The sequence below is a fragment of the Clostridioides sp. ZZV15-6598 genome, from assembly GCF_020657705.1.
Taxonomy (GTDB): Bacteria; Bacillota; Clostridia; order Peptostreptococcales; family Peptostreptococcaceae; genus Clostridioides; species Clostridioides difficile_F.
In genome coordinates this window covers 1-23858 of the sequence record NZ_JAGWCS010000035.1, presented here as the reverse complement: position 1 = coordinate 23858, position 23858 = coordinate 1, and the positions used below count along the sequence as shown (strand labels likewise).

General features: G+C 33.1%; 24 protein-coding genes. 21 read left to right on the top strand and 3 right to left on the bottom strand.

From position 1 onward, the window contains the following. Positions 1 to 12: 12 nt before the first annotated feature. From mobT to KGF50_RS09010, 11 genes are all read left to right on the top strand, one after another. Positions 13 to 1218 carry a MobT family relaxase gene (gene mobT, locus KGF50_RS09065; protein ID WP_000398284.1) on the top strand — a complete coding sequence of 402 codons (1206 nt, stop codon included), beginning with the start codon at positions 13 to 15 and terminating at the stop codon, positions 1216 to 1218. Positions 1219 to 1260: 42 nt separating this feature from the next. Beyond that, on the top strand, positions 1261 to 1482 hold the full coding sequence (locus tag KGF50_RS09060) for a hypothetical protein (RefSeq protein ID WP_001009056.1): 222 nt from the start codon (positions 1261 to 1263) through the stop codon (positions 1480 to 1482). A 116-nt stretch (positions 1483 to 1598) separates the two neighbouring features. Beyond that, positions 1599 to 2096, top strand: coding sequence for an antirestriction protein ArdA (locus KGF50_RS09055; protein WP_000342539.1), 498 nt, complete (start codon positions 1599 to 1601; stop codon positions 2094 to 2096). An 88-nt stretch (positions 2097 to 2184) separates the two neighbouring features. Further along, positions 2185 to 2577, top strand: a complete 393-nt coding sequence (locus KGF50_RS09050) for a conjugal transfer protein (protein WP_000723888.1) — start codon at positions 2185 to 2187, stop codon at positions 2575 to 2577. After that, positions 2561 to 5008 (top strand): ATP-binding protein, encoded by a 2448-nt coding sequence (locus tag KGF50_RS09045; protein WP_000331160.1) that lies wholly within the window; start codon positions 2561 to 2563, stop codon positions 5006 to 5008. The genes KGF50_RS09050 and KGF50_RS09045 overlap by 17 nt, the downstream gene beginning before the upstream one ends. A gap of 2 nt (positions 5009 to 5010) precedes the next feature. Then, a complete protein-coding gene (locus tag KGF50_RS09040; protein ID WP_000804748.1) occupies positions 5011 to 7188 on the top strand; it encodes a CD3337/EF1877 family mobilome membrane protein in 2178 nt (725 codons plus the stop codon). After that, entirely contained in the window at positions 7185 to 8186 is a 1002-nt protein-coding gene (locus KGF50_RS09035) for a lysozyme family protein (protein ID WP_000769868.1), read from the top strand. Before KGF50_RS09040 ends, KGF50_RS09035 begins: the two co-directional genes overlap by 4 nt. Continuing rightward, entirely contained in the window at positions 8183 to 9115 is a 933-nt protein-coding gene (locus KGF50_RS09030; RefSeq protein ID WP_001224319.1) for a conjugal transfer protein, read from the top strand. The genes KGF50_RS09035 and KGF50_RS09030 overlap by 4 nt, the downstream gene beginning before the upstream one ends. Before the next feature lie 244 nt (positions 9116 to 9359). After that, positions 9360 to 9476, top strand: a complete 117-nt coding sequence (locus KGF50_RS22340) for a tetracycline resistance determinant leader peptide (RefSeq protein ID WP_001791010.1) — start codon at positions 9360 to 9362, stop codon at positions 9474 to 9476. 15 nt (positions 9477 to 9491) lie between these two features. Next, the gene (tet(M), locus tag KGF50_RS09015) at positions 9492 to 11411 is read left to right on the top strand and encodes a tetracycline resistance ribosomal protection protein Tet(M) (RefSeq protein WP_000691727.1); all 1920 of its coding nucleotides are present in this window, start codon (positions 9492 to 9494) and stop codon (positions 11409 to 11411) included. A 118-nt stretch (positions 11412 to 11529) separates the two neighbouring features. After that, positions 11530 to 11697, top strand: a complete 168-nt coding sequence (locus tag KGF50_RS09010) for a cysteine-rich KTR domain-containing protein (protein ID WP_000336323.1) — start codon at positions 11530 to 11532, stop codon at positions 11695 to 11697. A 59-nt stretch (positions 11698 to 11756) separates the two neighbouring features. Here KGF50_RS09010 and KGF50_RS09005 read toward each other — a convergent pair whose 3' ends face one another. Then, positions 11757 to 12110 carry a helix-turn-helix transcriptional regulator gene (locus tag KGF50_RS09005; protein WP_001227347.1) on the bottom strand — a complete coding sequence of 118 codons (354 nt, stop codon included), beginning with the start codon at positions 12108 to 12110 and terminating at the stop codon, positions 11757 to 11759. 504 nt (positions 12111 to 12614) lie between these two features. On the opposite strand from KGF50_RS09005, the gene KGF50_RS09000 reads away from it, so the two are divergent. Both KGF50_RS09000 and KGF50_RS08995 read left to right on the top strand, forming a co-directional pair. Beyond that, positions 12615 to 13037 carry a sigma-70 family RNA polymerase sigma factor gene (locus tag KGF50_RS09000; protein WP_000804885.1) on the top strand — a complete coding sequence of 141 codons (423 nt, stop codon included), beginning with the start codon at positions 12615 to 12617 and terminating at the stop codon, positions 13035 to 13037. Then, a complete protein-coding gene (locus KGF50_RS08995; protein WP_000857133.1) occupies positions 13034 to 13264 on the top strand; it encodes a helix-turn-helix domain-containing protein in 231 nt (76 codons plus the stop codon). The genes KGF50_RS09000 and KGF50_RS08995 overlap by 4 nt, the downstream gene beginning before the upstream one ends. A gap of 225 nt (positions 13265 to 13489) precedes the next feature. Here the strand turns inward: KGF50_RS08995 and KGF50_RS08990 are convergent, their stop codons facing one another. Further along, the gene (locus KGF50_RS08990) at positions 13490 to 13741 is read right to left on the bottom strand and encodes a hypothetical protein (protein WP_001845478.1); all 252 of its coding nucleotides are present in this window, start codon (positions 13739 to 13741) and stop codon (positions 13490 to 13492) included. Here KGF50_RS08990 and KGF50_RS08985 point away from each other — a divergent pair. The 3 genes from KGF50_RS08985 (at position 13725) to KGF50_RS08975 (ending at position 17544) form a co-directional block, all read left to right on the top strand. Beyond that, on the top strand, positions 13725 to 13928 hold the full coding sequence (locus KGF50_RS08985; protein ID WP_000814511.1) for an excisionase: 204 nt from the start codon (positions 13725 to 13727) through the stop codon (positions 13926 to 13928). The two genes, KGF50_RS08990 and KGF50_RS08985, sit on opposite strands and share 17 nt — an antisense overlap. A gap of 81 nt (positions 13929 to 14009) precedes the next feature. Then, positions 14010 to 15227: a tyrosine-type recombinase/integrase gene (locus tag KGF50_RS08980; RefSeq protein ID WP_001291561.1), complete on the top strand. Its 1218-nt coding sequence runs from the start codon at positions 14010 to 14012 to the stop codon at positions 15225 to 15227. Positions 15228 to 15975: 748 nt separating this feature from the next. Then, a complete protein-coding gene (locus KGF50_RS08975; protein ID WP_227847743.1) occupies positions 15976 to 17544 on the top strand; it encodes a hypothetical protein in 1569 nt (522 codons plus the stop codon). Positions 17545 to 17585: 41 nt separating this feature from the next. Here the strand turns inward: KGF50_RS08975 and KGF50_RS08970 are convergent, their stop codons facing one another. After that, positions 17586 to 18308 carry a hypothetical protein gene (locus KGF50_RS08970; RefSeq protein ID WP_227847742.1) on the bottom strand — a complete coding sequence of 241 codons (723 nt, stop codon included), beginning with the start codon at positions 18306 to 18308 and terminating at the stop codon, positions 17586 to 17588. A gap of 168 nt (positions 18309 to 18476) precedes the next feature. Here KGF50_RS08970 and KGF50_RS08965 point away from each other — a divergent pair, with 168 nt between their 5' ends. From KGF50_RS08965 to KGF50_RS08945, 5 genes are all read left to right on the top strand, one after another. Then, positions 18477 to 20165, top strand: coding sequence for an ATP-dependent helicase (locus KGF50_RS08965; protein ID WP_227847741.1), 1689 nt, complete (start codon positions 18477 to 18479; stop codon positions 20163 to 20165). 14 nt (positions 20166 to 20179) lie between these two features. Then, the gene (locus KGF50_RS08960) at positions 20180 to 20401 is read left to right on the top strand and encodes a hypothetical protein (protein WP_227847740.1); all 222 of its coding nucleotides are present in this window, start codon (positions 20180 to 20182) and stop codon (positions 20399 to 20401) included. 228 nt (positions 20402 to 20629) lie between these two features. Next, positions 20630 to 21484, top strand: a complete 855-nt coding sequence (locus KGF50_RS08955) for a hypothetical protein (protein ID WP_227847739.1) — start codon at positions 20630 to 20632, stop codon at positions 21482 to 21484. After that, positions 21481 to 22533: a DNA polymerase III subunit beta gene (locus KGF50_RS08950; protein WP_227847738.1), complete on the top strand. Its 1053-nt coding sequence runs from the start codon at positions 21481 to 21483 to the stop codon at positions 22531 to 22533. The genes KGF50_RS08955 and KGF50_RS08950 overlap by 4 nt, the downstream gene beginning before the upstream one ends. Before the next feature lie 53 nt (positions 22534 to 22586). Further along, on the top strand, positions 22587 to 23714 hold the full coding sequence (locus tag KGF50_RS08945) for a DUF3854 domain-containing protein (RefSeq protein ID WP_227847737.1): 1128 nt from the start codon (positions 22587 to 22589) through the stop codon (positions 23712 to 23714). Positions 23715 to 23858 lie beyond the last annotated feature (144 nt).

Here is a 23858-nt window from a genome sequence, read left to right as displayed (position 1 = left end):
ACGCCTTTTTGATTGGAGGGATTTTTACTGAATGAACAAACTTGGTTACAGCATTTAAAAGAAAAACGCTTGGCTTATGGACTATCTCAAAACCGTTTAGCTGTTGCGACTGGTATTACAAGGCAGTATCTAAGCGATATTGAAACAGGAAAAGTCAAGCCATCAGAGGATTTACAGCAGTCCCTTTGGGAAGCTCTGGAACGCTTCAATCCCGACGCTCCCCTTGAAATGCTGTTTGATTATGTAAGAATTCGCTTTCCGACAACAGACGTACAGCAGGTGGTCGAAAACATCTTACAACTGAAACTGTCCTATTTTCTTCATGAGGACTATGGTTTCTATTCTTATTCAGAGCATTATGCTTTAGGCGACATATTCGTCCTTTGCTCCCATGAACTGGACAAAGGAGTTCTGGTGGAATTGAAAGGTCGTGGGTGCAGACAATTTGAAAGCTATCTTCTGGCACAACAAAGAAGCTGGTATGAGTTCTTTATGGACGTTTTGGTGGCTGGCGGTGTGATGAAACGCCTTGACCTTGCCATTAACGATAAGACAGGGATTTTAAATATCCCTGTACTCACTGAAAAGTGCCAACAGGAAGAATGTATCTCCGTCTTCCGCAGTTTTAAAAGCTATCGCAGTGGCGAACTGGTACGCAAAGAGGAAAAGGAATGTATGGGAAACACCCTCTATATCGGTTCATTACAAAGTGAAGTTTATTTCTGTATCTATGAAAAGGACTACGAGCAGTACAAGAAAAATGATATTCCCATTGAAGACGCAGAAGTAAAAAACCGTTTTGAGATTCGATTGAAAAATGAGCGTGCCTATTATGCAGTCCGTGATTTACTCGTCTATGACAATCCAGAGCATACCGCCTTTAAAATTATCAATCGGTATATCCGTTTTGTAGATAAAGACGATTCCAAACCTCGTTCTGATTGGAAACTGAATGAAGAATGGGCTTGGTTTATTGGGAACAATCGTGAACGATTAAAACTAACCACAAAACCAGAGCCTTACTCCTTCCAAAGGACGCTGAACTGGCTATCTCATCAAGTTGCCCCGACCTTAAAGGTTGCGATTAAACTTGATGAAATCAACCAGACGCAGGTTGTAAAAGACATTCTCGACCATGCGAAACTGACAGACCGACACAAGCAGATTTTGAAGCAACAGTCAGTAAAAGAACAGGACGTGATAACAACAAAAAAATAACTCAAATACAAATTCATTGAATATAGAGAGGAGAACATTTTTATGAATTTTGGACAAAACCTTTATAACTGGTTTCTATCAAACGCTCAATCACTGGTGCTTTTAGCAATCGTTGTGATTGGCTTGTATCTTGGCTTCAAGCGTGAGTTTAGCAAACTGATTGGCTTTTTAATTATTGCGATTATTGCGGTTGGCTTAGTCTTCAACGCTGCTGGAGTAAAAGACATTTTACTAGAGCTATTCAATCGCATTATTGGTGCTTAAATAAAACCGTTCTTTTGTGGAATATAAGTGGTTTTCTTATGTTCCGCAAAGGAATGGTACACCAAACGAAGTGCGGTAGGGATTTTTGAATCTCTACAAAGAAAGGACGTGAATATATGGACGATATGCAAGTCTATATTGCGAATTTAGGCAAATACAATGAGGGCGAATTGGTCGGTGCGTGGTTTACCTTTCCCATTGACTTTGAGGAAGTCAAAGAGAAAATCGGCTTGAATGATGAATATGAGGAATACGCCATTCATGACTACGAGTTACCCTTTACGGTTGACGAATACACTTCCATTGGCGAACTCAATCGACTATGGGAAATGGTATCGGAATTACCCGAAGAATTACAATCGGAGCTATCTGCTCTGCTCACTCATTTTTCAAGCATTGAAGAACTAAGCGAACATCAAGAGGATATTATCATTCATTCCGATTGTGATGATATGTATGACGTGGCACGCTACTACATTGAAGAAACGGGTGCTTTAGGCGAAGTACCAGCTAGTCTTCAAAACTATATTGATTATCAAGCCTATGGTCGGGATTTAGACCTTTCAGGAACGTTTATCTCAACCAATCATGGGATTTTTGAAATCGTCTATTAAATCTGTCGGTACATTACTACTGGCAGATTTTCTATTTTACGGGGTGGCTCAATCAGCTACCCCTATTTTTTATGAAAGGATTGATTACATGAAGAAAATACGAAGCTATACCAGTATCTGGTCTGTGGAAAAGGTACTGTATTCTATCAATGATTTTAGACTTCCGTTTCCCATAACCTTTACGCAAATGACATGGTTTGTCGTGTCACTCTTTGCAGTGATGATACTTGGCAACTTGCCCCCTCTTTCCATGATAGAGGGAGCATTTCTCAAATACTTTGGGATTCCTGTGGCTTTCACATGGTTTATGTCTACAAAAACTTTTGATGGTAAAAAGCCTTATGGATTTTTGAAGTCTGTCATTGCTTATGCACTGCGACCAAAGCTGACCTATGCAGGAAAAAAAGTAACGCTTGGCAGAAACCAGCCACAAGAAGCCATTACAGCAGTTAGGAGTGAATTTTATGGCATATCCAATTAAATACATTGAAAACAATCTCGTCTGGAATAAAGACGGGGAATGTTATGCTTACTATGAGCTTGTTCCTTACAATTACTCATTTCTAAGTCCAGAACAGAAAATACAAGTGCATGATTCTTTCAGACAGCTTATCGCACAAAATCGTGATGGCAAAATTCATGCTTTACAAATCAGTACAGAATCCAGCATACGTTCTGCACAAGAGCGTTCCAAAAATGAAGTCACTGGCAAGCTCAAAGCGGTTGCCTATGACAAAATCGACCAACAGACAGACGCTTTAATATCCATGATTGGCGAAAATCAAGTGAACTACCGTTTCTTTATCGGCTTTAAGTTGCTTCTCAACGATCAGGAGTTTTCTATGAAAAGTCTTACCGTTGAAGCAAAAAATGCTTTGTCTGATTTTGTCTATGATGTGAACCATAAGCTGATGGGCGATTTTGTTAGTATGAGTAATGATGAAATCCTGCGTTTTCAGAAGATGGAAAAGCTCTTAGAAAATAAAATCTCTCGTCGTTTCAAAATCCGCAGGTTAGATAAGGACGACTTCGGCTATCTGATTGAACACCTTTACGGACAGACAGGCACTGCCTATGAAGAGTATGAGTACCATCTATCAAAGAAAAAGCTGGATAATGAAACGCTGATTAAATACTATGACTTGATTAAGCCTACTCGCTGTTTGGTGGAAGAAAAACAGCGATATTTGAAAATCCAGCAGGAAGATGAAACCGTCTATGTAGCTTACTTTACCATTAACAGCATTGTCGGAGAACTGGACTTCCCGTCCTCTGAAATCTTCTACTACCAGCAACAGCAATTTACATTCCCGATTGATACGTCAATGAATGTGGAAATTGTAGCGAATCGTAAAGCCCTATCTACTGTCCGCAATAAAAAGAAAGAACTGAAAGACTTGGATAACCACGCTTGGCAAAGTGATAATGAAACCAGCTCCAATGTGGCGGAAGCTCTGGAAAGTGTGAATGAGCTGGAAACCAATTTAGACCAAAGCAAGGAATCTATGTACAAGCTGTCTTATGTGGTAAGGGTATCAGCAAATGATCTTGACGAACTCAAACGTCGTTGTAATGAAGTGAAAGATTTTTATGACGATTTAAGCGTAAAACTGGTACGACCATTTGGGGATATGCTCGGCTTACATGAAGAATTTTTACCTGCCAGCAAGCGTTATATGAATGATTATATTCAATACGTGACCTCTGATTTCCTCGCTGGTTTAGGTTTTGGTGCTACTCAAATGCTGGGGGAAAATGAGGGGATTTATGTTGGCTACAGCTTAGATACTGGACGCAATGTCTATCTGAAACCTGCTCTTGCCAGTCAAGGGGTTAAGGGTTCAGTAACCAATGCGTTAGCGTCGGCTTTTGTTGGTTCGCTGGGTGGTGGTAAATCCTTTGCGAATAACCTTATCGTCTATTATGCGGTGCTTTATGGGGCACAAGCAGTGATTGTAGACCCAAAAGCAGAACGTGGCAGATGGAAAGAAACCTTGCCAGAGATTTCCCATGAAATCAATATCGTCACTCTGACTTCTGATGAGAAAAACAAAGGCTTACTTGACCCTTATGTGATTATGAAAAATCCCAAAGATTCTGAATCACTGGCTATTGATATTCTGACATTCCTTACGGGGATTTCCTCTCGTGATGGGGAACGCTTCCCAATCCTTAGAAAAGCCATTCGTGCAGTAACCAATAGTGAAGTACGAGGGTTGATGAAAGTGATTGAGGAATTACGGGTTGAGAATACGCCACTAAGTACCAGTATAGCCGACCATATCGAAAGTTTTACAGACTATGACTTTGCACATTTATTATTCAGTAATGGTTATGTGGAGCAGTCTATCAGCTTAGAAAAACAACTGAACATTATACAGGTTGCGGACTTGGTACTTCCCGACAAGGAAACTTCCTTTGAGGAATATACCACTATGGAGCTTTTATCCGTTGCTATGCTGATTGTCATTAGTACCTTTGCTTTAGACTTTATCCATACAGACCGAAGCATTTTCAAGATTGTAGATTTAGACGAAGCATGGAGCTTTTTACAGGTAGCACAAGGAAAAACACTATCTATGAAGCTGGTTCGGGCTGGTCGTGCTATGAACGCTGGGGTATATTTCGTGACCCAAAATACAGACGACCTCTTAGATGAAAAACTGAAAAATAACCTCGGCTTAAAATTTGCATTTCGTTCCACTGACCTTAACGAGATTAAAAAGACCTTAGCCTTTTTTGGTGTAGACCCAGAGGACGAAAACAATCAGAAGCGATTGCGTGATTTGGAAAACGGGCAATGCCTTATCAGTGATTTATATGGTCGTGTCGGTGTGATACAGTTCCACCCTGTATTTGAAGAACTGCTCCATGCCTTTGATACCAGACCACCTGTGCGAAAAGAGGTGTAAATGTGAAACCATCAATAGTAAACAGAATAAAATCAAACTGGACGCTGAAACGTCTAGGTAAAGTGGCAATGACAGTGGCTTTCACACTTGTGATTGCCATTTTTCTTTTAGCCATGCTGGGAACGGTGGTTCAAGCTGCGGGCTTGGTAGATGATACGGTCAATGTGGCAAATGAATACAGCCGATACCCACTTGAAAACTATCAACTGGATTTTTATGTGGATAATAGCTGGGGCTGGCTTCCGTGGAACTGGTCGGACGGGATTGGAAAACAGGTCATGTATGGACTATATGCCATTACCAATTTTATTTGGACAATCAGTTTGTATGTTTCCAATGCGACAGGTTACTTAGTACAGGAAGCCTATTCCTTAGACTTCATTTCCGCTACAGCAGATTCCATTGGTAAGAATATGCAGACCTTAGCTGGTGTGAGTGCAAACGGATTTTCAACAGAGGGTTTCTATGTTGGATTCCTCTTACTCTTGATTTTGGTTCTTGGGGTTTATGTTGCCTATACGGGACTGATAAAGAGAGAAACCACAAAGGCAATTCATGCCATTATGAATTTTGTGCTGGTGTTTATCCTATCGGCTTCCTTTATTGCCTACGCTCCCGACTACATTAAAAAAATCAATGACTTTTCATCAGACATCAGTAATGCCAGTTTATCACTTGGCACGAAGATTGTCATGCCCCATTCCGATAGTCAAGGCAAGGACAGCGTGGACTTAATCAGAGATAGCCTGTTTTCCATACAGGTTCAGCAACCGTGGCTACTGCTTCAATACAACAGTTCAGACATTGAAAGTATCGGTATTGACCGTGTGGAAAGCCTGCTCTCCACCAGCCCAGATTCCAACAATGGCGAAGACAGAGAAAAAATTGTTGCGGAAGAAATTGAAGACAGAAGCAATACCAATCTAACCATTACAAAGACCATTAACCGTTTAGGTACAGTCTTCTTCCTATTTGTCTTCAATATTGGGATTTCCATATTTGTATTCCTATTAACAGGAATCATGATTTTCTCGCAGGTACTTTTTATCATCTATGCTATGTTTCTGCCTGTGAGCTTTATTTTAAGCATGATTCCATCATTTGATGGTATGTCAAAACGAGCCATAACAAAGCTCTTTAATACCATTTTGACACGAGCTGGAATCACATTGATTATTACGACAGCATTTAGTATTTCAACCATGCTCTATACCTTATCGGCTGGTTATCCGTTCTTTTTGATTGCTTTTCTACAGATTGTGACCTTTGCAGGAATCTACTTCAAGCTGGGCGATTTAATGAGTATGTTTTCTCTACAGAGTAACGATTCTCAAAGTGTGGGAAGTCGTGTGATGAGAAAACCTCGTATGCTTATGCACGCTCACATGCACCGTCTACAGCGGAAACTTGGACGTTCCATGACTACTCTAGGGGCTGGGTCTGCCATTGTTACAGGTAAAAAAGGACAGTCGGGTTCGGGGAGTTCTGCAAGGACACAAGCAGATCACTCCCGACCAGACGGAAAGGAAAAATCAACACTTGGAAAACGTATCGGTCAAACCATCGGTACAGTAGCTGATACCAAAGACAGAATGGTAGACACTGCTAGTGGTTTGAAAGAACAGGTTAAAGATTTGCCGACCAATGCAAGATATGCAGTATATCAAGGAAAATCCAAAGTAAAAGAGAATGTCCGTGATTTAACCAGTAGTATTTCTCAAACCAAAGCGGACAGAGCCAGTGGACGCAAGGAACAGCAGGAACAAAGGCGAAAAACCATTGCGAAGCGTCGCTCTGAAATGGAACAGGTCAAACAGAAAAAACAGCCTGCTTCTTCTGTTCATGAAAGACCGACTACAAGACAAGAACAATATCATGATGAACAGACCTCAAAACAGTCTAATATTCAGACTTCATATAAGGAATCTCAACAAGCCAAACAAGAGCGTCCAGCAGTTAAGTCCGATTTTTCAAGTCCAAAAGTGGAACGCCAAGGCAATACCGTTCAAGAAAAAACCGTTCAAAAGCCAGCAACTTCAACCACTACAGCAGATAGAACTTCACAACGTCCAATCACAAAAGAACGTCCGTCTACTGTTCAAAGAGTACCACTACAAAATACAAGAAGTAGACCACCAATCAAAACCGCCACCATTAAGAAAGTCGGTAAGAAACCATGAAGTTGAAAACTTTAGTGATTGGTGGTTCTGGATTATTCTTGATGGTCTTCTCACTGCTTCTGTTTGTTGCCATTTTATTTTCAGATGAACAGGACAGCGGAATTTCCAATATTCATTATGGAGGTGTGAATGTTTCCGCAGAAGTGCTGGCTCATAAGCCTATGGTAGAAAAATATGCCAAAGAATATGGCGTTGAAGAATATGTCAACATACTTCTTGCGATTATACAGGTGGAATCGGGCGGTACTGCGGAAGATGTTATGCAGTCCTCGGAATCCCTCGGTCTTCCACCTAATTCATTGAGTACAGAAGAATCCATTAAGCAAGGTGTGAAGTATTTCAGTGAATTATTAGCCAGTAGCGAAAGGCTCAGTGTAGATTTAGAATCGGTTATCCAGTCCTACAATTATGGTGGTGGTTTCTTAGGGTATGTGGCTAATCGTGGAAATAAATATACCTTTGAACTGGCTCAAAGTTTCTCAAAAGAGTATTCAGGTGGCGAAAAAGTGTCTTACCCCAATCCCATAGCCATACCTATCAATGGGGGCTGGCGATACAACTATGGCAATATGTTTTATGTGCAACTGGTAACGCAGTATCTTGTCACAACAGAGTTTGATGATGATACGGTACAAGCCATCATGGACGAAGCACTGAAATATGAGGGCTGGCGATACGTTTACGGTGGAGCTTCCCCGACTACTTCTTTTGATTGTAGCGGACTGACACAATGGACGTATGGAAAAGCTGGAATTAACTTACCACGAACCGCACAACAGCAATATGATGTGACCCAGCATATCCCACTATCGGAAGCACAAGCTGGCGATTTGGTTTTCTTTCATTCTACCTATAACGCTGGCTCTTATATTACTCATGTTGGGATATACCTTGGCAATAACCGTATGTTTCATGCAGGCGACCCAATCGGTTATGCCGACTTAACAAGCCCCTACTGGCAACAGCATTTAGTGGGAGCAGGACGAATCAAACAATGAGAAAGGAAGATTTAATGATGAAATTTAGAAAAAATCAGAATAAAGAAAAACAGATACCAAAGGAAAAGAAACCTCGTGTCTATAAGGTCAATCCTCATAAAAAGGTTGTGATTGCCTTGTGGGTACTTTTAGGGCTTAGTTTCAGCTTTGCGATATTCAAGCACTTTACAGCTATAGATACTCATACTATTCACGAAACAACTATCATAGAAAAGGAATACGTTGATACTCATCATGTAGAAAATTTTGTAGAGAACTTTGCGAAAGTCTACTATTCATGGGAGCAATCCGATAAGTCCATTGATAATCGAATGGAAAGTCTAAAAGGCTATCTGACAGATGAACTTCAAGCTCTCAATGTTGATACAGTACGCAAAGATATTCCTGTATCGTCTTCTGTAAGAGGATTTCAGATATGGACGGTAGAGCCAACTGGCGACAATGAGTTTAATGTAACCTACAGTGTAGACCAGCTCATTACAGAGGGAGAAAATACAAAGACCGTCCACTCTGCTTATATAGTGAGTGTCTATGTAGATGGTTCTGGAAATATGGTACTGGTTAAGAATCCGACCATTACCAACATACCTAAGAAATCAAGTTATAAACCAAAAGCCATTGAAAGTGAGGGGACGGTTGATTCCATTACAACCAATGAAATCAATGAGTTTTTAACGACGTTCTTCAAGCTCTATCCTACAGCGACAGCCAGTGAACTTTCCTACTATGTGAATGACGGGATATTAAAACCAATCGGAAAAGAGTACATCTTTCAAGAACTGGTAAATCCTATTCACAATCGTAAGGATAATCAAGTCACGGTATCGCTGACAGTGGAGTATATCGACCAGCAGACCAAAGCAACGCAGGTATCTCAATTTGATTTGGTACTTGAAAAGAACGGGAGTAATTGGAAGATTGTAAAATAACAAATATTGGTACATGATTACAGATACTTTGTAATCATGTACTCTTTTTGATAAAAAATTGGAGATTCCTTTACAAATATGCTCTTACGTGCTATTATTTAAGTGACTATTTAAAAGGAGTTAATAAATATGCGGCAAGGTATTCTTAAATAAACTGTCAATTTGATAGCGGGAACAAATAATTAGATGTCCTTTTTTAGGAGGGCTTAGTTTTTTGTACCCAGTTTAAGAATACCTTTATCATGTGATTCTAAAGTATCCAGAGAATATCTGTATGCTTTGTATACCTATGGTTATGCATAAAAATCCCAGTGATAAAAGTATTTATCACTGGGATTTTTATGCCCTTTTGGGTTTTTGAATGGAGGAAAATCACATGAAAATTATTAATATTGGAGTTTTAGCTCATGTTGATGCAGGAAAAACTACCTTAACAGAAAGCTTATTATATAACAGTGGAGCGATTACAGAATTAGGAAGCGTGGACAAAGGTACAACGAGGACGGATAATACGCTTTTAGAACGTCAGAGAGGAATTACAATTCAGACAGGAATAACCTCTTTTCAGTGGGAAAATACGAAGGTGAACATCATAGACACGCCAGGACATATGGATTTCTTAGCAGAAGTATATCGTTCATTATCAGTTTTAGATGGGGCAATTCTACTGATTTCTGCAAAAGATGGCGTACAAGCACAAACTCGTATATTATTTCATGCACTTAGGAAAATGGGGATTCCCACAATCTTTTTTATCAATAAGATTGACCAAAATGGAATTGATTTATCAACGGTTTATCAGGATATTAAAGAGAAACTTTCTGCCGAAATTGTAATCAAACAGAAGGTAGAACTGTATCCTAATATGTGTGTGACGAACTTTACCGAATCTGAACAATGGGATACGGTAATAGAGGGAAACGATGACCTTTTAGAGAAATATATGTCCGGTAAATCATTAGAAGCATTGGAACTCGAACAAGAGGAAAGCATAAGATTTCATAATTGTTCCCTGTTCCCTGTTTATCACGGAAGTGCAAAAAACAATATAGGGATTGATAACCTTATAGAAGTGATTACGAATAAATTTTATTCATCAACACATCGAGGTCCGTCTGAACTTTGCGGAAATGTTTTCAAAATTGAATATACAAAAAAAAGACAACGTCTTGCATATATACGCCTTTATAGTGGAGTACTACATTTACGAGATTCGGTTAGAGTATCAGAAAAAGAAAAAATAAAAGTTACAGAAATGTATACTTCAATAAATGGTGAATTATGTAAGATTGATAGAGCTTATTCTGGAGAAATTGTTATTTTGCAAAATGAGTTTTTGAAGTTAAATAGTGTTCTTGGAGATACAAAACTATTGCCACAGAGAAAAAAGATTGAAAATCCGCACCCTCTACTACAAACAACTGTTGAACCGAGTAAACCTGAACAGAGAGAAATGTTGCTTGATGCCCTTTTGGAAATCTCAGATAGTGATCCGCTTCTACGATATTACGTGGATTCTACGACACATGAAATTATACTTTCTTTCTTAGGGAAAGTACAAATGGAAGTGATTAGTGCACTGTTGCAAGAAAAGTATCATGTGGAGATAGAACTAAAAGAGCCTACAGTCATTTATATGGAGAGACCGTTAAAAAATGCAGAATATACCATTCACATCGAAGTGCCGCCAAATCCTTTCTGGGCTTCCATTGGTTTATCTGTATCACCGCTTCCGTTGGGAAGTGGAATGCAGTATGAGAGCTCGGTTTCTCTTGGATACTTAAATCAATCATTTCAAAATGCAGTTATGGAAGGGATACGCTATGGTTGCGAACAAGGATTATATGGTTGGAATGTGACGGATTGTAAAATCTGTTTTAAGTATGGCTTATACTATAGCCCTGTTAGTACCCCAGCAGATTTTCGGATGCTTGCTCCTATTGTATTGGAACAAGTCTTAAAAAAAGCTGGAACAGAATTGTTAGAGCCATATCTTAGTTTTAAAATTTATGCGCCACAGGAATATCTTTCACGAGCATACAACGATGCTCCTAAATATTGTGCGAACATCGTAGACACTCAATTGAAAAATAATGAGGTCATTCTTAGTGGAGAAATCCCTGCTCGGTGTATTCAAGAATATCGTAGTGATTTAACTTTCTTTACAAATGGACGTAGTGTTTGTTTAACAGAGTTAAAAGGGTACCATGTTACTACCGGTGAACCTGTTTGCCAGCCCCGTCGTCCAAATAGTCGGATAGATAAAGTACGATATATGTTCAATAAAATAACTTAGTGTATTTTATGTTGTTATATAAATATGGTTTCTTGTTAAATAAGATGAAATATTTTTTAATAAAGATTTGAATTAAAGTGTAAAGGAGGAGATAGTTATTATAAACTACAAGTGGATATTGTGTCCTGTATGTGGAAATAAAACACGATTAAAGATAAGGGAAGATACTGAATTAAAAAAATTCCCCCTCTATTGTCCGAAATGCAGACAAGAAAATTTAATTGAAATAAAGCAGTTCAAAGTAACTGTGATTACAGAGCCAGACGCAAAGACGCAGAGCCGATAAAATGAGATTAATACAATCTCATTTTATCGGCTCTTTCCGTTATGTATGGATTCTTTTAATTAGTCTTCGATGTTTCTTGCTTCGTTGATACCGCTGGCTAAAGATTCCATTAAGGATAGTTCTTTGTCTGTAAAGCTATCCATGTATTTCTCTATCTGTAATCGTCGGGTGCTTTTTACCAAGTTATTAGCAGGTAAGAAAAATTCATCAACGGAAACATGAAGTAACGATACAAGGTCATAAAGAACTTGTATGCTGGGGTGTTGCCCTTTATTTTCAATATTAGTTAAGTACCGTGGGTCAATTTCAATCAATGCTCCCACTTGTTCACGAGTTAAACCTCGTTTCAATCGAGCTTCTTTAATGGCTAAACCAAAGGCTCTAAAATCATATTTATCTTCTTTTTTACGCATAGTAGACCACCTCTATACATTTTATTGTTCCTACTGAATTAAAAACAGGTATAGAAAAACGTGTTATATGGTTTATAGGTTTATATTTAATAAAAAGCACTACTAAACGCCAATAAAAAAAACCGTTATATGGTAGTGCTATTTACGCTGTTAAAATATTGTATATTACTTCCAAATGGCGGTTTGTTGGAGGTCAACGTCGCCATGAAGTACATCATATACAATAAATTTCCTTACATTGGGTTCTTGTCAAAAAAAGTCGTCTATCTGCAATAGATAAGTACGTCCACCAATGTGGTTTTATAAATCATATAGATAGAATAACAGAAGCATGTAAACAGAGAAATAAATCTGTTTATATGCTTTTTTGGCTATTCAGAACTTTTTTACAAAGTTTATTTATCAGTAATGCAACAAATCCCCCTTTCACATTGGGACTAAGAGTGAAAGGAGATAAACGAGCAAGGCTCACTTCCTTTCCTAGACAGAAAGGGGGTGAGAAACATGAAACCATCTTCTTTTCAGACCACAATAGAAAATCAGTTTGACTATATCTGTAAACGTGCTATGGAAGACGAGCGAAAGAATTATATGCTTTATCTTTCAAGGATTGCAAAGCGTGAGGTGTCCTTTTCGGATGTTGGCGATTATCTTGTTAGCCAGTTTGCGACAACAGATAACTATTCAACTGACTTTCAGATTTTTACACTCAATGGGTTATCAGTAGGCGTTGAAAATGATTTGTTGAGTGAAGCATTACGTGAGTTGCCAGACAAGAAACGTGAAATTCTACTGCTGTTTTACTTTATGGACATGAGCGATTCAGAAATTGCAGACCTGTTGAAATTGAACCGTTCTACTGTCTATCGGCATAGAACCAGTGGACTAGCCTTAATTAAAAAGTTTATGGAGGAATTTGAAGAATGAAAACACAATATCCTATGATTCCCTTTCCTCTCATTGTAAAGGCAACAGATGGCGATACCGAAGCGATTAACCAGATTCTACATCATTACAGAGGGTACATAACGAAGCGTTCCCTACGACTTATGAAAGATGAATATGGCAATCAAAGTATGGTCGTTGATGAAGTCTTACGTGGAAGAATGGAAACCAGACTGATTACAAAGATTTTGTCATTTGAAATTAAGTAATATCCTCTCTCCTTTCGTGGAAGCGTGCTAAACCATTCCACGCTTCCCGAACAGGGAGGTTTGTTATTCCACCAAAGCATATTGAGCTTTCAATGTGTTTTGATAGGCTAACGAGCCATTGTTCTTTGAAAACTGAATAAAAGTAATCGAATACGTTTCGATAAGAAAAGAGCCAACGGAACTAACCGCCATGACCTATCTTATAAAGATAGCGAGCGATTCATGTTAGTGATCCGAGAAGCAATCTTTAGCAGGATTGCCTGCAACGACATTCTTATCGTGATAATGATACTCCCATACAGTCAATAGTCCGAGCGTGATAAAACCGTCGCAGGCAATGAGTATGGCTACATGAGAACCATGCAGGGGTGGAACTCCCGTGAGCTTTGCTAAAGCTGTTCGATTGCTGGTAAAACAACTTTTATGAAATCCAAATAAGTGATTTGGAAAGGAGGATTTTATGAAGCAGACTGACATTCCTATTTGGGAACGTTATACCCTAACCATTGAAGAAGCGTCAAAATATTTTCGTATTGGCGAAAACAAGCTACGACGCTTGGCAGAGGAAAATAAAAATGCAAATTGGCTGATTATGAATGGCAATCGTATTCAGATTAAACGAAAACAATTTGAAAAAATTATAGATACATTGGACGCAATCTAGCGTCGCCAAAGGGTCTTGTATATGATAAAATAGTATTAAGTCGTATCAAGGCTCTTTCCATAAAGGAAAGGAGCAAATGCCATGTCAGAAAAAAGACGTGACAATAAAGGTCGAATCTTAAAGACTGGAGAGAGCCAACGAAAAGACGGAAGATACTTATACAAATATATAGATTCATTTGGAGAACCGCAATTTGTTTACTCGTGGAAACTTGTGGCTACAGACCGAGTACCAGCAGGAAAGCGTGATTGTATCTCACTTAGAGAGAAAATCGCAGAGTTACAGAAAGACATTCATGATGGTATTGATGTTGTAGGAAAGAAAATGACACTCTGCCAGCTTTACGCAAAACAGAACGCTCAAAGACCAAAGGTTAGAAAAAACACTGAAACTGGACGCAAATATCTTATGGATATTTTGAAGAAAGACAAGTTAGGTGTAAGAAGTATTGACAGTATTAAGCCATCAGACGCTAAAGAATGGGCTATTAGAATGAGTGAAAATGGTTATGCTTATCAAACCATCAATAACTACAAACGTTCTTTAAAGGCTTCATTCTATATTGCTATACAAGATGATTGTGTTCGGAAGAATCCATTTGACTTTCAACTGAAAGCAGTTCTTGATGATGATACTGTCCCTAAGACCGTACTAACAGAAGAACAGGAAGAAAAACTGTTAGCCTTTGCAAAAGCTGATAAAACCTACAGCAAAAATTATGATGAAATTCTGATACTCTTAAAAACAGGTCTTCGTATTTCAGAGTTTGGTGGTTTGACACTTCCAGATTTAGATTTTGAGAATCGTCTTGTCAATATAGACCATCAGCTATTGAGAGATACTGAAATTGGGTACTACATTGAAACACCAAAGACCAAAAGTGGCGAACGTCAAGTTCCTATGGTTGAAGAAGCCTATCAAGCATTTAAGCGAGTGTTAGCGAATCGAAAGAATGATAAGCGTGTTGAGATTGATGGATATAGTGATTTCCTCTTTCTTAATAGAAAGAACTATCCAAAAGTGGCAAGTGATTACAACGGCATGATGAAAGGTCTTGTTAAGAAATACAATAAGTATAACGAGGATAAATTGCCACACATCACTCCACATAGTTTGCGACATACATTCTGTACCAACTATGCAAATGCAGGAATGAATCCAAAGGCATTACAGTACATTATGGGACATGCTAATATAGCCATGACGCTGAACTATTACGCACATGCAACATTCGATTCTGCAATGGCAGAAATGAAACGCTTGAATAAAGAGAAGCAACAGGAGCGTCTTGTTGCTTAGTAGTACAAATGAATTTACTACTTATTTACCACTTCTGACAGCTAAGACATGAGGAAATATGCAAAGAAACGTGAAGTATCTTCCTACAGTAAAAATACTCGAAAGCACATAGAATAAGGCTTTACGAGCATTTAAGAAAATATAAAAAGATAATTAGAAATTTATACTTTGTTTGAATATAAAAAATAGTAATTATATACATGCTAATATTAAATGTATAAGAAGGGTTCTCAGATTCCATTGTCTTTTTGAACATAAAAAATAGAGATTATATTCATGTAGATATTAACTATGCAAGAAAGGTTCGCAGATTTCATTGTCTTTTTGAATATAAAAAGTAGCAATTATATACATGTTAATATTAAATGTATAAGAAAGGTTCGCAGATTCCATTGTCTTTTTGAATATAAAAAAATAGAGATTATATTCATGTAGATATTAACTATGCAAGAAAGGTTCGCAGATTTCATTGTCTTTTTGAATATGAAAAGTAACAATTATATATACTGATATTAAGTGTATTAAGAAAGGTTCGCAGATTCTATTGTCTTTTTGAATATAAAAAATAGTAATTATATATATAATAGTATTGAATATATTAAATAAATTAACATGTTATATGAATTTTCTAACTAATTGTCAAAAGTAAAATTGATAATATGATTTTTAAATAATGTCTATAATGTATTAAATATATATTTTATTAACTAATAAATTAATGTATTATAATATCTAGAGGGGTGATAAAATGTTGTATGAAAAGTTAGATGAAGCATTTGAATTTAGTGAAAAAGAACAACAAAATTTTTTGAATTTAATAATACATGCTATCTATGAACAAGAAAAGTTTAAATTTATTACACAAAGGTTTTTTGAAGTATATATGATAAAAGAACACGATACTATAGAAAATGTAAGACCCATTTTTGAAGATTTTTTATCATCAACTATTTTATCTAAATTAAACTATTTAACAGCTCCTAGAAAAACAAAAAAATTAAGATCTCAAGAAATAACATCTAGTTGGAGAATAAAGAACAATTGGGTAAGAATGGCATTGGATTCTATGAATAGTAATAAAAGTGAACCTAAATTGTTGAAAAGAGAATATCTATCCATTAGAGATGAATATCTTAAAAATCAAGGTAAAATAAAAAGTATAGATTTAGAATCTCCAGAGGAATTGATAGAAATGAGAGAAACAACATTAAAAAATTGGGCATTTGATAGTTTTTATAACATATCAGATTTTCCATATTTATTTGAGATGTCAGATTCTAAAATAAAATCTGCTTTTTCTCATGATTTACTTTTATGTATAACAGAAATACTTAAAGCACAATATGAGTATGATATTAATAAAATTGTTCTTACTACACCTGCATATATAGCACCAGGTATATTTTTACCAACTATTAGACCAAGAAAAATTAAAAACCTTGAGATAGTTAAGACAGATGATAATTCATATGTATCAAATGAATATAATGCTAAAGATCATAAAGGTGTTCAATTAAATTTATTGTACAAATTTTCATTTGATTTTAAAGAGAAAAATGGATCAGATATAGAAAATTTTAGAACAGAATTATCTAATAGTGAAACTGAGAAAAAAGCTATGCCTAAAATATCACTGGATAAAAAAGATTTAGCAATTCTTATTTATGTTGAGAGAAATTTTAATTTGGATACAGCAACATTCTATTTAGTTGATTTATTAAAACACCTAGGGTTAGCAAGAGCTAAGAAAAATTATGACGATGTCAGAGAACGTCTGTCAAAACTTCCATATTATACAGTTGATAAGACTGTTGAAAAAGGTGGTAAAATTAAAAGAAAAGGTACTTTTAATTTTTTTACATCAGTAGATTTTATAACGACTGATAGTAACAGAGAAATTGTGAAAGTAATAAGGGCAGTTCCTCCAGAGCTTGATAGAGTTTCAACTGATTTAATGTATGAAAATGAATTAAAGAAATTAAAATTAGGACAATCTATAAACTTAGCATATTTTCTTGAAGGTAGAAGGAATTATTTAATTAGATGTGGAGAAGATTTACAAAATAAAATGTATAGATTCTATATTGATAATCTAAAGTATGAAGTTCATCTTGATAGTAAAAAAACGCTTAAAGCTAATATGATGTATTTGGAACTTGCATTTAATGAAATAAAAACGAATCAATTTATAATAAAAGATTATGTCATGGGTAAAGATTATTTTGATGTATCTTTTTATGAAAATACAGAAAAACAAAGATGTTTGTTAAATAGCATAATAGGGTCTTTACCAGAGTATATAAATGCATTAAAATAAATCCCTTTTATTTTTATAAGAGGGATTTATTTTAATGCAAATTAATTTTTTGAGAGGTTATATTCTTCATATTCTTGAAATGCTTTTGTATTATCATTGTTTGGTAAAGGTAGATTTCTTTGGACCTTTGAAGTTATATCTTTAAACTCTTCAAATTCGTAAAATTTCCCAAGAAAATCTAGGTTTGAATTCTCTCCTTTTTTTATATTGTTATCAATATAATTTCTTTGAGATTGCAAATAACTTGTGTAATTCTCATAATCTTTTATTAATTGCTTAACTATCTCTTTGTTATTGCCTGTAATAAGTTTTTTTATCTCATTTAAAGCGTCTAAATTAGATTTACAGGATGCAATGCAAGTATCAAGTAGGTCTTTATAATCACTAATTGATTCCTTTGTGTTTTGTATATCACTAAAATTTTTATATGTTATATAGAAATTAGAAGATAAAGATAAGCTATATATGTATATATGATTTTGTACTTTATCATCAACTATTTTAGGGATTTCAATTCTTGGAAATCTAGTATAAAAAATTTCATCTAATTCATTTTCAGTTTTAGGTTCATCTAGTCTTTTATCTGTTTGATTATAATTTTCAATTTTCTTTGTAGTGTTTTTAATATTTTCAGATATGTTATATTCAGCTTTTTTAGGATTATTGAAAATCATAAAATAAAAAACTAGTAATATAAATACAACAAATGATGATAAGAATATAATTAATATCAATTTCTTATCTTTTATTTTTCTTAAACTCATTTCTATTCCTCCAATTTATTTAAAAGATTTAATAATACTTAATATGGGGCAATTTTATATTTTATTTGAAAATATTTTATTATTATTTTCAAATAAAATATAAAATTGCCCCATATTTATTGCAAATAAAAAAAGCTGCATGTCAGCAAAATAAAATGGAGGTTTTATATGAACTTATTAGGTGTTAATGAGGAACAATTTAAAGCTATAAATACAAATTCTACTCATGTACTTGTAATAGCAGGGGCAGGAGCAGGTAAAACAAAGACTATAAGCAAAAGGGTTTCTCATCTAATGGAAAAAAGGATTAGTTATAGAAATATATTTTGTATAACATTTACAAGACATGCTTCTACTGAAATGAAAAAAAGAATTATGAAGGAATCAAAAAATGGAGAAAAGGTATTTGTAAGTACATTTCATATGTTTTCAATTTATATCTTAAAAAAATATGGTGATTTTAAAGAATATACTATGATTTCAGATATTGAAAAACAGAATTTAATTCAAAATATAAGTAAGAGATTTAACTTGAATAAAAGTAATGATTTGATTAATGCAATAAAAAATTATGACATTCAAAATAAAAATAGAAATATATCATTAGCATTAAAAGAATATTTATTTAATCTTAAAAGATATAGATTACTTGATATAGATTTAATACTTCCATTCTGCTCTGAGCTTCTAAATGATGAAAATACTGCATCAGAGGTTAGATATGAAATGAAGTATATTCTTATAGATGAATATCAAGATTCAAATGATATACAAATAGAAATAATAGATAAAATAGCACCAAAGAATTTATATGTTGTTGGAGATGACTCACAAGCAATTTATGAATGGAACAATTCAAAGGTGGAATATATATTAAATTTTGAAAAAAAATATAATGCAGAAGTCATAAAATTAGTAAAAAACTATAGAAATACAAATCAAATAATAAATTTAGCAAATAAAACAATATCACTTAATTTAAATCAAATAAAAAAAGAAATGATAGGATTTACAGATGGAGAAGATATTGATATTATCACTACTGAGAATCAAGAAATACAAGATGTAAAGATAATTTCACAAATTTGTAAGTATTGTTATGGTATTGATGATAAAAATATAGCAATATTGTGTAGAACTAATATGGAAATAAAAAGACTATCTAAGGTTTTTATTAATTATGGCATAGAATTTAATAGCTCACTTAAGGAAAATTATAATAGTAGACTCTTTAATATCTTAACTTTAGCATCAAATCTACAAAATGATTTGTTAGCTGAAAGTATATTAAAACCATCAGAAGAGCAAAAAATAAGAGCATTAAAGGAAAATATAAGTATATTTGAAAGTGTTAAATTTAATAATAAATCAGAAGAGATTTTAAAATTTGAAAAACTGAACAATTGTATAAAAGCTTCTACAGCGATAAGAGTATATGAGTTAGCTAAGAACTTATTTAAAGTAGAAGATATTGTATTAAAAAATAAAATAAAAAAATGGATATCAAATGGTACTGATATTAAACAGAAAAGTATTGGATTTATTGAATATCTTTGTTATGAAAATACAAAAGAAGGACAAGAATGTTTGAAAGAAAATAGTAATAACAATGTAAATTTGTTAACTATTCATTCTTCAAAAGGATTAGAGTTTGATGTAGTTATAATTCCAAATTTATATGAAGAGAATTTTCCTAGAAAAAGTGAAAGTTTGGAATCAGCAAGAAGGCTTTTTTATGTAGCATTAACTAGAGCCAAAGAAAAAGTAATATTGTATATTCCTAAAAACTCTCAAGAACATGGTAAAAAGATAAAAAATAGAGAACCAAGTATTTTAATAAAAGAAATAATTAATTAGAGGAGTGAGATATTATGAAATTTAGTAATATAAGAATAGAGCTTTTTTCAATTTTGAATGATATAAATAAAAACAATATAAATAAAATAATATTGCCCTATATACAAAATAGGCCTATTTTTTATATAACAGATGAGGACAAAAAAATAATAAATATTGTTTTAAAAGAATTTTTGAAAAGTAAAGATATTAAGAGCTATAATATTAGTGAGAATCATGTGGCTATAAGTCTTTAAAAATAAATTAATGATATTTATTAAGCATAATACTAAAGTAATACTTTAGTATTATTTTAGTAAAAACATTACTAAAATCGGTTGATTTTTAGTGATGTTTTTATTTTTTGTAATTTTTCAAAAAAATAAAAGTTTTGACCCATATTAAAGATAAGAAAAATTTAAGCTAATTTTTAGTAAACAAAAAATAAACTGCTTTAGTCAGTTAACAAAAGGGGGACATTTGTTATGTCAAGTAATATAAAACAAATATTTAAATCTGGTCGTGAAACTAAAGTATTCGCTGTAGAAGATGATTTAAGTGTAAATGATTTTTATAATGAGATAGGTATTTTAAAAGCTATATTACATTCAAAGGTATCTAGAATAACAATGATAATAAATGATTCAAAAAACAATAATAATACAAAATTAAAATTTTGTTTTAATGTTAATGAATGGAAAGAATTTAGTGATTTGTTAAAAAGTGGTCCAGAAAGTTTTGAGAAGAATTTTGTAAATACAAAGTCTAAATATAAAAAAACAAAGATAAATAAATATACAAGTTTTGAAAATGGATATAAAGAAATAAGAAATTTTAGTGTATCTTGCAACAAAGACAATCAGAAAGAAGGTAAATATTATTGGATAATTAGTATATCTATAGGAAAAGGAAAGTTAAAAGATCCTAAAAATAGTTATAAAGGAATAATTAAAGAAACTTATTCTGAATTGAAAAAAAACTACTTTGTTTTACAAACTGAAGAAATTAATGAAATGATTGAAACTGTAAATAAATATATACCTTTATGGGAAAATAGTATGTTCCCTGTTTTTCTTGAAAATAGAAAGGCATTTAGTAAAAGATTAATTGAAAATAACTCTGATTATGGAACTATTGGTAGATGGAATAATTCACCTAATAAAGAGTCTGGTGGTTATATAAAAAATAATGTAAATGATACTGAAAATAGAGATTTCTGCTCAATATGTAATGTACATGTTGATGAAAGAACAAAAAATATAGCAAATATAAAATATGGTAAGACATTATGTTATAAATGCTCAAATAAATTAAATAAAACTGAAGGAGAACAAAAATGATAATAAAAAAAGATGATGTAAAACAAATAATTGTACAAGCAGGAAAATTTGGAGATTATGTACAATTGCAAGTTGAAGATTACAAAGCAATTGTAAAAAGTATTGGAAAAAAGAATCTTTATTTTGAAGCAGTAATTGAAGAAATCGAAAATCCTACAGAAGGAGAAATTTATATTTTTGATAAACAAGCATTGGATATTTTACAAAAATGCCCTAAAGACATTAAAATTGACAAAACTAAAGATAATAAAATCAATATAAAATCTGGAAAATTTAAAGTAAGTTTGTCTGAACCAAAACAAAGTATTATTGAAATTGCAGAGCCAGAAGTCAAATATTTTTTTACTGTAGAAGAATTAAATAAGATAAAAAATGTTAGATATGCAGCGTCATCTAAAGACACTAGACCAGCTTTAGAATGTGTTTATTTTAAAGTAGACCCAGAATTAAATAAAATAAGAATAGTAGCTACAGACTCATATAGAATAGCAGTTGATGAGATTAATTATAAGTGTGATGCTAAAGTAGAGCCAGTATCATTTTTACTAGATAAAAAAGTATTAGGCGATATAATAAGTAAAGGTGATAATAATGGTATTTTAGGTGTATGTGATAATAAAATTATATTTGCATTTGAAAAAGGTATAATTATAGGCGTTGACACTTTAGCAGAGGAATATATTGATATTGAAAAGATGCTTAAAAGTATGGATTTCAATTTTCAAATTAAGATTAATAGAGAAAATTTAACTAAATCTATAAGAAGATGTAAAATAGGAGATAAAAATTCAATTAAATTATCCATTAACAATAGCAGTATGGATATAGAAGTAAATTCAAAAGAAAATTCAATTTATATAAATGATGAACTTGATATAGATGGAAATAGTGAAGGGTCAGAAATACACTTATCACTAGATTATCTTTTAGATGCTCTTGAAAATATGAAATCTGAATATATTATTATAAAATATAGTGATAACAAGACATTTCCAATATTATTAGAAGATAAGACTAATAAGGCTTTTATACTTCCTATTCATGAATAAAAATATAAAAAGGGATATTTATAATATCCCTTTTCAGATTGGAGGCTCTATACATGAGTTACTTTGAGAATGAAGATAAATTAAATATTATAAATGTTGCACTAAAGTGTAATATAGATATAATTAAATCACTTGATAATTCTAGAGTATTGTCTAAGTGTCCATTTTGTGATGATACAAGTGGTCATATGTATTTAACTATAGATAATAACAAATTTAAAAACTTTTATAAATGTCATAGATGTGGAGAAAAAGGAAGTTCAATTTCTTTATATGCGAAACTTAATCATATGACAAACAAAGAAGCTTATATAGAGCTGATCAGTGATATATCTAGGGAAAAATTAGATATAAGTAAAAGGATAATAGAAAAAGTTAAAAAGAATAATGCTCCTTGTGAAATTAAAAATATCAATTATTTGGATAGCGTATATATAGAGTTTTTGAACTTACTATCGTTAGATAGTAAACATCTTACTAATTTAAAGGATAGAGGATTAGATGAACAAACAATAAAAAGAAATTTATATAGAACATTGAATATAGAATATACAAAGAGAATAAGTGTTTGTAAAAAACTAATTGAGTTAGGTTTTGAATTAAAAGGAATTCCAGGATTCTATACTGATAAATATAATAATTGGAGTTTTATATCAAGAAAAGGTATTTTAATTCCAATGAAAAATTTTGAAGGTAAAATTATATCTTTGCAAATAAGGATGGATGATGAAGAACTGTTATCTAATAAAAATTTTAAGTCAAGATATATATATTTTTCATCTTATAAATATAATAATGGTACTAAAGCTATTGCAGCAGTTCATTATATAAAAGGTATTAAAAATAGTAATACAATAAGTATTACAGAAGGTCCATTAAAAGGTGATATAGCAAGTTTTTTTAGTAATGAATCTTTTATAGCTATACCAGGTGTTTCAACTGGACACAGTGAAGTTATAAATATAATAAAAAAGTTAAATAATCCTTTAACTATAATTTGTTTTGATATGGATTTATATGATAATGTTAATGTTAAGAAAAGTTTGATTCAATTGTGTAAAAAATTTAATGAAAATAATATATCCTTTGTACATAAATCTTGGAAGGAAGAATATAAAAAAAATAAAAATCTAAAGGGTATAGATGATTTGCTATACCATGAGTATAAAAATAGAGTATAGGTTGGATATTAATATTCAATCTATGCTCTATTTTTATATTTATAAAATATACAATTTGCATAAAAAATATAATTTATACAATTAAAATAAAAAACATAGATTACATAAAAATAATTAAAATATATAAATTATGTATTTTATGTA

What these genes read in the sequence shown, in the direction of transcription:
- KGF50_RS08970 (WP_227847742.1), bottom strand. Translation starts at nt 18,308, where the DNA reads ATGAGTTTAAGAAAAATAAAAGATAAGAAATTGATATTAATTATATTC.
- KGF50_RS08980 (WP_001291561.1), top strand. Translation starts at nt 14,010, where the DNA reads ATGTCAGAAAAAAGACGTGACAATAAAGGTCGAATCTTAAAGACTGGA.
- KGF50_RS08985 (WP_000814511.1), top strand. Translation starts at nt 13,725, where the DNA reads ATGAAGCAGACTGACATTCCTATTTGGGAACGTTATACCCTAACCATT.
- KGF50_RS08955 (WP_227847739.1), top strand. Translation starts at nt 20,630, where the DNA reads ATGTCAAGTAATATAAAACAAATATTTAAATCTGGTCGTGAAACTAAA.
- KGF50_RS08965 (WP_227847741.1), top strand. Translation starts at nt 18,477, where the DNA reads ATGAACTTATTAGGTGTTAATGAGGAACAATTTAAAGCTATAAATACA.
- KGF50_RS08945 (WP_227847737.1), top strand. Translation starts at nt 22,587, where the DNA reads ATGAGTTACTTTGAGAATGAAGATAAATTAAATATTATAAATGTTGCA.
- KGF50_RS09030 (WP_001224319.1), top strand. Translation starts at nt 8,183, where the DNA reads ATGAGAAAGGAAGATTTAATGATGAAATTTAGAAAAAATCAGAATAAA.
- KGF50_RS09055 (WP_000342539.1), top strand. Translation starts at nt 1,599, where the DNA reads ATGGACGATATGCAAGTCTATATTGCGAATTTAGGCAAATACAATGAG.
- KGF50_RS09045 (WP_000331160.1), top strand. Translation starts at nt 2,561, where the DNA reads ATGGCATATCCAATTAAATACATTGAAAACAATCTCGTCTGGAATAAA.
- KGF50_RS08995 (WP_000857133.1), top strand. Translation starts at nt 13,034, where the DNA reads ATGAAAACACAATATCCTATGATTCCCTTTCCTCTCATTGTAAAGGCA.
- KGF50_RS09000 (WP_000804885.1), top strand. Translation starts at nt 12,615, where the DNA reads ATGAAACCATCTTCTTTTCAGACCACAATAGAAAATCAGTTTGACTAT.
- KGF50_RS09035 (WP_000769868.1), top strand. Translation starts at nt 7,185, where the DNA reads ATGAAGTTGAAAACTTTAGTGATTGGTGGTTCTGGATTATTCTTGATG.
- KGF50_RS08960 (WP_227847740.1), top strand. Translation starts at nt 20,180, where the DNA reads ATGAAATTTAGTAATATAAGAATAGAGCTTTTTTCAATTTTGAATGAT.
- KGF50_RS09060 (WP_001009056.1), top strand. Translation starts at nt 1,261, where the DNA reads ATGAATTTTGGACAAAACCTTTATAACTGGTTTCTATCAAACGCTCAA.
- KGF50_RS09005 (WP_001227347.1), bottom strand. Translation starts at nt 12,110, where the DNA reads ATGCGTAAAAAAGAAGATAAATATGATTTTAGAGCCTTTGGTTTAGCC.
- KGF50_RS08950 (WP_227847738.1), top strand. Translation starts at nt 21,481, where the DNA reads ATGATAATAAAAAAAGATGATGTAAAACAAATAATTGTACAAGCAGGA.
- KGF50_RS08990 (WP_001845478.1), bottom strand. Translation starts at nt 13,741, where the DNA reads ATGTCAGTCTGCTTCATAAAATCCTCCTTTCCAAATCACTTATTTGGA.
- KGF50_RS09050 (WP_000723888.1), top strand. Translation starts at nt 2,185, where the DNA reads ATGAAGAAAATACGAAGCTATACCAGTATCTGGTCTGTGGAAAAGGTA.
- KGF50_RS08975 (WP_227847743.1), top strand. Translation starts at nt 15,976, where the DNA reads ATGTTGTATGAAAAGTTAGATGAAGCATTTGAATTTAGTGAAAAAGAA.